General features: G+C 67.3%; 9 protein-coding genes. 5 read left to right on the top strand and 4 right to left on the bottom strand.

All coding sequences use genetic code 11. The features are described 5' to 3' along the window. From VFG33_RS12985 to VFG33_RS12970, 4 genes are all read right to left on the bottom strand, one after another. A partial coding sequence (locus VFG33_RS12985) for an ABC transporter permease subunit (RefSeq protein ID WP_325025947.1) occupies window positions 1-819 on the bottom strand: 819 nt, incomplete at its 3' end. Continuing rightward, a complete protein-coding gene (locus VFG33_RS12980) occupies window positions 819-2,417 on the bottom strand; it encodes an extracellular solute-binding protein (RefSeq protein ID WP_325025946.1) in 1,599 nt (532 codons plus the stop codon). The genes VFG33_RS12980 and VFG33_RS12985, both read right to left, overlap by 1 nt. 13 nt (window positions 2,418-2,430) lie before the next feature. Next, entirely contained in the window at window positions 2,431-3,951 is a 1,521-nt protein-coding gene (locus tag VFG33_RS12975) for an FAD-dependent oxidoreductase (protein WP_325025945.1), read from the bottom strand. Window positions 3,952-3,954: 3 nt separating this feature from the next. Next, a complete protein-coding gene (locus VFG33_RS12970; protein WP_325025943.1) occupies window positions 3,955-5,622 on the bottom strand; it encodes an FAD-dependent oxidoreductase in 1,668 nt (555 codons plus the stop codon). 172 nt (window positions 5,623-5,794) lie between these two features. On the opposite strand from VFG33_RS12970, the gene VFG33_RS12965 reads away from it, so the two are divergent. The 5 genes from VFG33_RS12965 to VFG33_RS12945 form a co-directional block, all read left to right on the top strand. Further along, window positions 5,795-7,348 carry an FAD-dependent oxidoreductase gene (locus tag VFG33_RS12965; protein ID WP_325025941.1) on the top strand — a complete coding sequence of 518 codons (1,554 nt, stop codon included), beginning with the start codon at window positions 5,795-5,797 and terminating at the stop codon, window positions 7,346-7,348. Continuing rightward, window positions 7,345-8,388 carry a LacI family DNA-binding transcriptional regulator gene (locus VFG33_RS12960; protein WP_325025939.1) on the top strand — a complete coding sequence of 348 codons (1,044 nt, stop codon included), beginning with the start codon at window positions 7,345-7,347 and terminating at the stop codon, window positions 8,386-8,388. The genes VFG33_RS12965 and VFG33_RS12960 overlap by 4 nt, the downstream gene beginning before the upstream one ends. Window positions 8,389-8,438: 50 nt before the next feature. Then, on the top strand, window positions 8,439-8,972 hold the full coding sequence (locus VFG33_RS12955; protein WP_325025937.1) for a dihydrofolate reductase family protein: 534 nt from the start codon (window positions 8,439-8,441) through the stop codon (window positions 8,970-8,972). A gap of 48 nt (window positions 8,973-9,020) precedes the next feature. After that, complete coding sequence (locus VFG33_RS12950; RefSeq protein WP_325025935.1) at window positions 9,021-10,256, top strand: MFS transporter; 1,236 nt, start codon at window positions 9,021-9,023, stop codon at window positions 10,254-10,256. An 83-nt stretch (window positions 10,257-10,339) separates the two neighbouring features. Then, a partial coding sequence (locus tag VFG33_RS12945) for an aldo/keto reductase (protein ID WP_325025933.1) occupies window positions 10,340-10,856 on the top strand: 517 nt, incomplete at its 3' end.

Genomic DNA, 10,856 nt, shown 5'->3' with positions numbered 1-10,856 from the left:
CGCGTCGAGCCCGACCGGCCCTTGTTGCAGGAAGATCTGCTCGAATCCGACGGACAGCACGTCGCCGAGCCGGAGGATGAGCAACAACACGATCACCGGCCGGATGGTCGGCAGAGTGACGTGCCACAGCTGCCGCATCCGGCCGCCACCGTCGACGGCGACCGATTCGTAGAGCTGGGTGTCGACCCGCGACATCGCCGCCAGGAAGATGATCGTGCCCCAGCCGGCGTCCTTCCAGATCACCTGCGAGGTGATCAGCGGAATGAAGAGGTCGGGGTTGCCGATGATGCTGAGCAGCGGCAGGTCGTGCACGCGGGCCCAGGTGTTGTAGAGGCCGGCGTTGCCGAGCATGTGCTGGAAGATCGCGACCACGATCACCCAGGACATGAAGTGCGGCAGATAGAGCACCGACTGGGCGATCCGCTTCAGCCGCTCGCTCATCAGCGAGTTGAGCAGCAGCGCCAGCCCGATCGGCACCGGGAAGACCAGTACCAGCTGGACGAACGAGATCACCAGGGTGTTGACGAGCGCGTTGACGAACTCGGGATCGCCATCGATGACGATCCGGAAGTTGTCGAGGCCGACCCACGGTGATTCGGGGATGGTCAGATAGGGCTGGTAGTCCTTGAAGGCGATCACGTTGCCGAGCAGCGGCACGTAGTGGAAGAGGATCAGCAGCACGATCCCCGGCAGGCCGATCAGGAGCAGGAACCGGTCCCGCCAGAACCGCTGCGCCGACGACTGCTGTTTGCCACCGGCAACCGGTGGATCAGCCGCCTTCGACGAGGGCCGCGCTCGACGCGGCAGCACGGTGACCACTAGCCGGCTAGTTCCTTGCGGATCTGGTCGCCGCCGCGGCGTCGCCAGTTCGCCACGGCTTCGTCCCAGCTGTCGATCGGCTTGCGCCCGGACACGATGTCGAGCTCGGCGGCGTTGATCAGCTTGTCGAGCTCGTCCGCCTTGCTGATCGACGTCGCGGAGTACAGGGCGGCCGCGGGGTTGGCCAGCAGGTTCGGCACGATCTTCTCCTGGTACGCCCGTTGCGCCTTGACCCGCTGCTCGGTCGACGGGCCGAGCACGTGCGGCGCGTCCGCGACGTACTCGAGCGGGAGCTTGACCTGGGTCTCCCCCACGCCGGTCCGCTCCGGTACGTCGCCCTTCCAGGTGTAGTCGGTGCCCTCCACGCCGAAGCGGCGGAACATGTACTCGCTGGTGCCGAGGGGTGCGGCCAGCCAGTCGCAGATCCGGAGGAGTTGCTTGATCCGGTCCGGATCGGCCTTCTTGAAGGCGGTCAGCGCGAAGATCGCGGTGCCCTCGCGCTGGACGGGCTTACCGCCGTCGAAGCCCGGTACGGCCATCGCACCGACCTCGACCGGGTAGGTGTCGGCGAGGATGTCCCAGGCCGCGTAGCCGTCGGAGTTGAGCGCGATGGTGCCGTTGCCGAACAGGTCGCGCAGTTGCAGCTTGCCGCCGATCGCGTCCGGGTGGAACACCCCTTGCTTGACCAGCTCGGCGGTGCGGGCGACGGCTTCCTTCCGCTCCGGGACCTCCAGTTCGGAGACGAAGCTGTCCCCGTCCTTCTTCCACACGTTCGGTACGCCGAGCATGTTGCCGATGAAGGTGATGACGCCCTTGGGACTGCCGAACGCCCACTTGTTCGCCTTCGCGTCGGTGAGCCCGCGGGCCACCTCGCTGAACTCGGCGAAGCTGACCGGCGCCGGGTTCAGGCTGCGCGCGGTGATCAGGTCCTGGCGGCTGAACATGATCGTGCCGATCACCGACCGGGAGATCGGCAGGGCGTAGATGCCGCCCTTGTACATGGCCGGCAGCCAGGAGTCCGTCGGCAGGTTCGCGAGGAACGGGTAGTCCCGGATCGCCTTGCCGGACACGAACTCCGTGAGGTCGGCGCACAACCGGGTCAGCATCTCCGCCCGGTTCGGCAACTTCGCCGCGATCAGCATCAGGTCGGGCAGGTCACCGCCCGCGATCACGGTGGAAAGCTTGCTCACATAGTCGGCGGCCGGCGTCATCGTGATGTCGAGGTTCGCGCCGATCCGGTCGTTCAGCGCCTTCCAGTACGCGTTGCTGCCGACACCCGGAGGTGCCGGGTTGAACATGTTCGTCAGGATGCTGACGTCACCCGCACCAGCGCCCGGCTTGTCCTTGTAGGCGTCGATCAACTGACGCGGGTACTTGAAGTAGCCGGCCATCACGCCGTCGGCCGTCGCCGCCAGGTCTGGTTTGACCAGCCCGTACGGGACGTAGTCGGGCGCGGTCACGTCGGCCGTCGCCTTCACGCTGCCGGGATCGGAGGATCCACCACAGCCTGCCAGTACGGTGCCGGACGTCATCGCGAGCAGCCCCGCACCGCCGGTCATCCTGAGGAAGTGCCGCCTGCTGACGTCGGTGGACCGCATGGCCTGTCTCCTGTCACATCGTCGATTGGTGGAGCTCGGGCAGCGACAGCACGCTTCCGTACTCCGTGAGGGCGGTCGCCAGAGCCGGGTAGTCGTACTCCTGCACGGGCCGGCCGGTCCGCAACGCCTGGGCCAGCAGTTCACCGCCGGCCTCGCCGAGCATCCCGTAGTTCGGTTCCATCCGGGCCGAGAGATACCCGACATGACTGGCGGAGAAGCAGATCGGCACGACCAGATTCTCGATCCCGCCTTCTGCCGGGAACAGGCATTCGGCGGGCATTTGGTACAGGTCGACCGGGCCGTTCTTCTCGGTGCCGGTGACCGTTCCTTCGCCGACGATGGTGTCGTCGCCTTCCGCGTAGTACTGCACGATGTGGCAGTCGACGCCGTAGTTCCAGCAGCAGACCGCGGTGTCCTTGGTGTTGCCCGGACGCCGTAGGTCGTGCTGGGTGAGCACTGTCTGACCGACCATCCGGCGCGCCTCACGAATGTAGAGCGCGTGCGGAAACCCTTGTCCGTAAGGGCTGTCGATGAACTCGTCGGGTGGCAGACCGAACTGCCGCGCGTCTTCCCGGAAGGACTCGGGCAAGGACGGATCGTTGGCGAGCCAGTAGAGCATGCCCTGATGCCAGCGAACGTGCTCGGCGATCACCTCGTCGCGCCGTTCCCAACTACCGTCGGGGTAGTCCCACGACGCACCGGGCAGGTCGAAGCCGATGAACAAGGCCTGGTTGGTCTGGTACTTCGTGTTCGGCAGCAGCGCAGTGTGCGTGACGATCGAGGACAGACCGGGGAGCTGACGTTGCTCGAGCAACTGGCCGAGATACGTGTAGAGCTTGGGATCGTAGTCGTCAGGCTTCGGGAACGGCATCCGGTCCGGACCCTTGTCGAGTACGCCGCGGAAGTTGTACGCCTGCACCTTCTGGTCGCCCTCGCCTGCCGCGAGCCGCGGTACGGGCTTGATCGGGTAGAGGGTGTTCGGCCGGAATCCCGGCCGCCGGAATGCCCGGTTTGGCAGGAATCCGCCGAGCGGTTCGTCGTACTGGCTCGCCGGTTCGCGACCCACGGCGTACGGGACGCCGGCCGCGGCCAGCAGATCGCCCTCGTACGACGCGTCGACGAAGGCCCGTGCTCTTCGCCAGCCCTGGCTGGTGCGGATCCCCTGGATGCGGCCGCCCCTGACTTCGACATCGGCGGGACCGGTGATCCGTTCCTTCACCAAGACCTCTGCGCCGGCCTCGTCGAGGAGCCGCTGTGCCACTCTTGCCGCGACCTTCGGCTCGAAGCGGTACTCGGGTCCGTCCAGGCCGTACTCGGCGCCGATCTCCTGGAAGAACCTGGCGCTCAGGCCGGCGAGGGCCGGCAGGGTGTTCGGGGTGTCGCTCTTCACCAGGCCGCCGGCAACGATGCCGCCGACGTGGCCGGTCGGTTCCAGCACCAGGCTGTGGTAGCCGCGCTGCTTGAGCCGGAGCGCCGCCATGATCCCGGCAAGGGTCGCGCCGTAGATGATGACGTCGTAGTCGTCGGTGGTCATCAGTCAGCTCGCCTTCACTCGCGGCTCGGGCGCCGCGTGGATCGGCGTCGGGCTTGCGGCCTGCGAGGGCCTGGTGCGTGCGATCTCGTCGGGCCAGCGGACCGGGACTCCGAGGGTGCCGGTCAGCAGGCGTTGGAGATCCTCGGTCTGCTGCTGTGAGTCAGCGACCGCATGGGGCTCAGTGTTGTTGGTGAGGCAATGGGCTGCGAGCGCACCGACGGCCTCACCGATGCTCCACTCGACCGGATGCAAGCGGTAGCAACCGTTGGTCAGGTGCGTGGTGCCGATGTTCTTGTTGGCAGGAAGCAGATTGCGCATCCGCTGCGGGACTAGAGCGCCGAGTGGCAATTGGAACGGGTACACCTCGAGGTTGACGTAGTTGACGCCGGCGGTGCTCGGATGCAGATCGATGTTGTAGTGGCCGACCCCGACGCTGTCGGCGAAGTACTGCGCGCCCGCTCCCTCCGGCCGATCCACCACGGCGATGTGCTGCTCCAGGATCGTGAACCTGGCCCGGATCCTGCGCGCTTCCCGGATGTACGCCGACTTCGCCAGACCGTCCGTGGTTCCGGTCAGGTCCGGGCGCAGGCGGAGCCCCGGATAACCGTGGCCGCCGTCGTGGCGGGCAGCCTCGGTCTGCATCCAGTACAGGTAGGACAGGGACAACTCGCGACACCGCTGCAGGGCTCGCTGCCGGGCCTGCTCGTCGATCCCGGGGCCGATCAGCGCGGCTTCCCAGTAGTCGATGTTCGGCCAGTTCACCAACGAGATGTCGGTGTCGATCACCGCGGGGTCGAACTGGCTGCGGGCGCGGATCCGGCGGAAGTGCCAGAGGTCGGCGGCCAGCGGGAGATCCATGTCGACCTCGAAGATCCGGTTCTCCTTACCGGACATCGTGCGGATGTCGATCTTCTTCCAGGACAGCTGCGGACTCGGCCAGAACGGATCGACGTGGGTCTTCCAGTGGTCGTACGAGGCCGGCTTGTCGATCACGTGGTCCTCCCCCGGCCGGTATTCCAGCGGGAAGCACCAGGTGATCGCCTGCTGGTCGTACGGATCGGCGACCTCGGCGGCGAACTGCTCACCGGTCTCGCTCTGCGCCTCCGCACCGATCACGTGCTCGACGCCCGCGAGCTCGAGCAGGTCGCCCAGTTCTGTCGCGTCCACGACCAGGGGCGCGGTGATCTCGACCTGCTCGCCGGTCCGGGTGCTCTCCAGCGTCACCGAGGTGACGCGGTCGCCGTCGGTCGCGGCGGCAACCGGTACGTGCTCTACGAGGACCGTGATGCGGCCGGCCGAGAGGTACGGCGCGAGCAGTTCGTCGATGACGGCGACGCCGACGCGTGGTTCGTGGCAGAGCCTGCTGACGTTCCCCAGACCGGGATTGAGCTTGGGCTCGGCCTTCGGACCGGGCCGGAGCGGGTAGTTGCGCCGGTAGTAGTCGCGCACCCTGGTCCGGAGCTCGCGGTAGCCGGACGAGATGTGCTCGGTCTCGATCCAGGGGTGCTCGTCGGACGGCACGGCCTGCGCGGTCAGCTGACCGCCGAGCCAGTCCGTCTCCTCGGTCAGCAGCACCCGGTGTCCGAGCTTGGCCGCGGTCAGCGCCGCCGCCACCCCACCCAGGCCGCCGCCCACCACGAGCAGGTCGGTAGTCAGATCTCTCACAACCATGCCTCACATCTGCTAATAGATTAGCGCGACGCCTTCGACGTGCGTCTTGTTGAGATGTCGATCACGGTACAGACGAGTGACCAGGGTGTGTCAATAGCCTGCAACCGTTGGGTTTTAACCCGCCTTTCACTGGCCTGTTGTATTTGCTGATTATTAGCAGTAGACAGTTCCCATGACAGCTGCGCTTCCGGGTCTGCGCTATTACCAGCTCCCCTCCGCGAGTGAGCCCGCCGATCGGCTGCAAGTCGATCTGGTGGTCTACGGCGCCAGCTCTGGCGGTGTGGCGGCTGCGCTTCGTGCCGCCCGAGCCGGATTGGACGTGATGTTGCTGGCCTTCGACGACCACGTCGGTGGGATGAGTGCCTCAGGCCTCGGGACCACCGATGTCGGCAATCCGACCGCGGTCGGTGGACTTGCCCGGGCCTTCTACCGGGAAGTCGCCGCGGTCTACCGGGCGAGCGACCCGCACTGGAGTGTGGAGGCCCATGTCGCCGAGGAGATCTTCCTTCGCTGGTTGGACGAAGCCGAAGTACAGGTTCGCTATCGGCGGCATCTGCGGGAGGTGATGGTCGAGGCCGGCCGGATCGTCGAGCTGACCACGGATGACGGCAGCAGCTACCAGGCCACGATGTACGTCGACGCTTCGTACGAAGGCGATCTGCTGGCCGCGGCTGGGGTTTCCTACGCAGTTGGCCGGGAGCCGAGTACGCAGTACGGGGAACCACTCGCGGGGGTTCAGCGCAGTACCAACCATCAGTTCCAGCGGCCGGTCGACCCGTACGTCGTACCGGGGCGACCGGAGAGCGGTTTGCTGCCGGGGATCTCGCCTGATCCGCATGGTGCGATCGGGTCCGGGGATCGCCGCCTGCAGGCGTACAACTTCCGGCTGCATGTCACGAACAGCCCTCGGCGGCTGCCGTTCCCGAGGCCCGAGGGGTACGACGCGTCGCGGTACGAACTGCTGCGGCGCTACCTCGAGGCGGGGGTCTACGAGTTGTACGGACGGACCACCCCCGTGCATGGCACTGTGTTCGACATGAACAACCACGGAGCCTTCTCCTCCGACCACATCGGGGCGAGTGACGACTGGCCCGAGGCCGGTTATGCCCGCCGGGAGGAGATCTTCCAGGACCACGTCCGCTACCAGGCCGGTCTGCTGCACTACCTGGCCACGGATCCCGGCCTGCCTGCGGAGATCCGGGAGGCGACGGGTGCGTTCGGGTTGGCTCCGGGGGAGTTCGGCAACACCTCGCACTGGCCACATCAGCTCTACATCCGCGAGGGTCGGCGGATGGTTGCCGGGCATGTGATCACTCAGCACGAGGCGAGTGGGCGGAGCGCAGTACCGGATCCGGTGGCGCTGGCGTCGTACGTGATGGATTCGCACAACGCCAAGCGGGTGCTGGTCGACGGCGTACCGGTTAACGAGGGCAACGTCCAGGCGCCGCTCGCGCAGCCGTTCGGGGTCTCGTACCGGTCGATCGTGCCGCGGGCAGGCGAGTGCGAGAACCTGCTGGTCGCGGCGGCCGTGTCCGCCTCGCACGTTGCGTTCTCCTCGGTCCGGATGGAGCCGGTCTTCCTGGCCGTCGGCGAGGCCGCCGGCTGCGCGGCCGTCCACGCGATCGAGTCCCGGGTGGCGGTCCAGGACCTGGAGTACGACGTACTGCGTGGCGACCTGAGCGACTCGGGCTCCATCCTCGACTGGCCACGTGGGGAGGCTGCGTGAGTACCTCGCGGAAGAGCGCGTCCCGGCAGGCCGATGTCGCCAGAGCCGCCGGGGTGTCCCAGTCGACGGTGTCGATGGTGATGAACGGGACCGCCGACCTCGGCCGGATCTCGGTCGACACCCAGCGCCGCGTGCTGAGCGCGGCCCGCCGACTGCAGTACGAGCCGACCGGCCAGCGTCGTGCGGCCGTGCGGGCGACCCCGCATCTGCTCGGGGTGCACACGTTCGAGCCGATCTTCCCGACCAGTTCGCGGGACTACTACTTCGAGTTCCTTCGCGGGATCGAGGAACAGGCCGCGGCCGAGGGCTGCAACCTTGTCCTGTTCACCGCCTCACCGAACGACGAGGGCGTCCGGCGGATCTACCGGGACGACACCAACGGACTTCAGCAAGCGGCCGGCAGCCTCCTGCTCGGTCATCACGCCGATCGCGACGATCTGGCTCGCTTGGCAGCCGAGGGCTATCCGTTCGTCTATGTCGGCCATCGCGAGGTGCCGGGGGCTGAGATCAGCTACGTCGGTGGTGACTACCGGACAGCCACTGGTCAGATCGTCGACGACCTGGTCGCACTCGGGCATCGCACCTTCGCCTACCTCGGGGAGGAGACGCGGGACGAGCCGCAGGTCGATCGGTGGACCGGATTCGCCGGAGCGCTGGAGCGGTTCGATCTGCCGGTGCCGAAGCCTATCTTCGACCACCCGTCGGGGCTGACGACCGGGTGGCTCGACGAGGCGCTCACCGCCGGTACGACGGTGGTGCTGGTCGAGTCCGTCAGCCTGCTCCGGATCCTGCTGGCGATGGCACGGCTGCGCGGGCTGGCGATTCCGGGTGATCTGTCCGTGGTCCTGCTGGTCGACGACGCGGCGAACGACCTCGGCCCGGCCTCCTTGGCGACCCTGCAGATCCCGCGGAACGCGATGGGCCGGCGCGCCGTCCGGCTGCTGACCAACCTGCTGACCGATCCGGACGGCGACTACGACCGGCAGATCCTGCTGCCGTGTGCGCACTCCCTCGAAGGCACTGTCGGCCCACCCCGCTGAGGTGTGCCTCCGAGCGACTTGTGGAGGGCGGCTGTATAAATGGACAAACCATGAGCTTCCATGCCGCAGTCTTCATCGCGACCAGCCTCGACGGATTCATCGCCCGGCCCGACGGCTCGATCGACTGGTTGACCAGCCGGGGAGACAACGCCGGCGACACCGGGTACGACGAGTTCATGGCGGCGATCGACACCGTCGTCCTGGGCCGTAAGACCTACCAGACCGTGCTCGGCTTCGACTTCTGGCCGTACGACGGCAAGCAGGTCGAGGTCCTCAGCACCACCCTGGCGCCGGACGCGGACGAGCGCATCATCGTGCACCGCACCCTCGACGGCCTGGTGCAGACGCTCAACGACCGCGGCGCGAAGCGGATCTACACCGACGGCGGCCGGATCATCCAGACGTTCCTGCGGGCCGGCCTGTTGAACGAGCTCACCATCACCGTCATCCCGGTCCTGCTCGGCACCGGCATCCCGCTGTTCGGCGAACTCGACCACGACATCGCCCTGAACCACAACGCCACCCGCACCCTCGGCGCCGGCTTCATCCAGTCCGACTACACCATCCACCGCAACCCCAGCTGAGCTAATCCGTTTGATCGCTCGGGGCTGCGCCATCCAGAATGGCTCCTTGTGCCTGGAACCCGGGGGTTGTTCGCAGATGTGAGCCCCTTGCGGGAGTCGGTCGAGTTCCGCTGGCTCTGGGCCGGGCAGGCGCTGTCGTCGATCGGCAGCGTGATGACGATGGTCGCGGTCGCGATCCAGATCTACGACCTGACCAGTTCCTCGGTCGCCGTCGGCGCGGTGAGTCTGGCGAGCCTGGTGCCGACCTTGCTGCTCGGGTTGTTCGGCGGCTCGGTCGCGGACGCCGTGGACCGTCGCCTGCTGGTGCTGTTCACCGGCTCGGGGCTGATGGTGGTGTCACTCGTCTTCGCCCTGCAGGCCTTGCTGGACTGGCGTCAGGTCTGGCTGCTGTACTTGCTCACGGCAATCGCGGCCGCCCTGTCCTCGGTCGACACCCCGGCCCGGCGGACCTTCATCCCCCGCGTCCTGCCGCTCGAACGCCTTCCTGCCGCGGCCGCGTTGACCCAGTTGTCCATGCAGGTGGCGATCATCGCTGCGCCCATCCTCGCCGGAGTACTGATCGCCGCTGTCGGGCTCGAAGCGGCGTACGCCGTGGATGCGTTGACGTTCGTGGCCGTGCTCTACAGCGTCCGACGGCTGCCCCCGATGCCACCGGAAGGCGGCGGATCCGGGGTCGGGCTGCGGTCGGTGATCGAGGGACTGAAGTACGCGGCCGGCCACAAGCTGATCGGGATGATCTTCCTGATCGACCTCAACGCGACCGTGTTGGCGATACCGACAGCGCTGTTCCCGGCGCTCGCGGCCACACACTTCGGCGGTGGACCGCAGACGGTTGGCTACCTGTTCGCCGCCATCGGTGTGGGCGGGCTGGTCTCCGCAGTGCTGTCGGGACCACTCGGGCGGATCCGGCACCAAGGGCGGGCGATACTGATCGCTGTCGCGGTCTGGGGCGCGGCGATCGGCAGCGTCGGGTTGACCCGTTGGCTCTGGCTGGCGATGATCCTGCTCGCGCTGGCCGGTGCGGCGGACATCGTCACGACCGTTTTCCGGGCGACCATCCTGCAGACCAAGACGCCCGACGAGTTGCGCGGCCGGCTGAACGGTCTCGACTTCATCGTCGGCCTCGGCGGCCCCAACCTCGGCAATGTCCGCGCGGGCGGGATCGCGGGTCTGTTCGGTCCGGTCGCCAGCATCATCGCCGGAGGCGCCGCCTGCGTGCTGGGCGTCCTCGCGCTCACCGCCGCCTCGAAGCCCTTCCGCCAGTACGACGCCAAGGCCGACTGATTCCCCGTAGGCCTTGATCTGTAGTGCACTCCAGGTAGCAGGCTCTGAACTGCCAACAGATTTCAGAGAGTGGAGACAGCGAAATGATGAAGCGCCAACTCGGTCCGGATCGCCAGACGAGCGCGCTCGGGATCGGCACCTGGGCTATCGGCGGACCCTGGATCTTCGACGGCCGCCCGGCGGGCTGGGGTGCGGTGGACGACGACGAGAGCATCCGGATGATCCACGCCTCCGTCGCGGCGGGCGTCCGGCTCTTCGACACCGCGGACGTGTACGGCACCGGCCACAGTGAAAGCGTGCTCGGCCGGGCGCTGGCCCAGTTGCCGGCCGGAGTCCGCGACGAGATCGTGGTCGCGACCAAGTTCGGGAACGTGTTCGACGAGGTAGCCCGGACCGGCGGTGGTCAGGACATCAGCCCGGCCTACATCCGCCAGGCCTGCGATAACAGTCTGCGACGGCTCGGCGTCGAGTCGATCGACCTCTACCAGATGCACGGTGGAGTAGCGACGGCTGCAGAGGCGGCGCCGGTGGTCGAGGTGCTCGATCAGTTGGCGGAGGAAGGCCGGATCCGGACCTTCGGAACCAGCGTAGACGTGCCTG

The sequence above is a fragment of the Kribbella sp. genome (assembly GCF_035687465.1).
Taxonomy (GTDB): domain Bacteria; phylum Actinomycetota; class Actinomycetes; order Propionibacteriales; family Kribbellaceae; genus Kribbella.
This window is presented reverse-complemented; position numbering and strand designations above follow the sequence as displayed.